1 protein-coding gene is annotated in these 282 nt (G+C 60.6%); it reads left to right on the top strand.

Annotated features, from left to right (window positions below; genetic code table 11):
• The coding region (locus tag AAEY83_RS14170; protein ID WP_351059819.1) for a hypothetical protein at positions 1-282 on the top strand (282 nt) is incomplete at both ends.

Raw genomic sequence — 282 nt, 5'->3', positions numbered from 1 at the left:
GGGCTGGGGCAACAATCCGGATGCCTTCAAGGACGTGCTGGAGCAAACCGCACAACTGAGCGCCAGCGGTGATGACGGCTATCTGGACATGCCGGTGCAGGACGATCTGATTGATCAGTTGCTGCGCTTTCAACAGTGGCATTTCGTGCTGCCGAGCAGTCCGGCACTGGTGGTGATCGACACGCGCACCCGGCGCTGGCGCAGCGAGATGGCCCTCAAACAACCATCGGGCCTGCTCGACTGGGAAGCCTTGAGCGAACTGCAACAGGAACTGCTCGATCA

The sequence above is a fragment of the Psychrobacter sp. TB20-MNA-CIBAN-0197 genome, from assembly GCF_040309765.1.
Lineage (GTDB): Bacteria > Pseudomonadota > Gammaproteobacteria > Pseudomonadales > Moraxellaceae > Psychrobacter > Psychrobacter submarinus.
The sequence above is the reverse complement of the archived record's forward strand: the minus strand, read 5'-3'. Positions and strand labels throughout refer to the sequence as shown.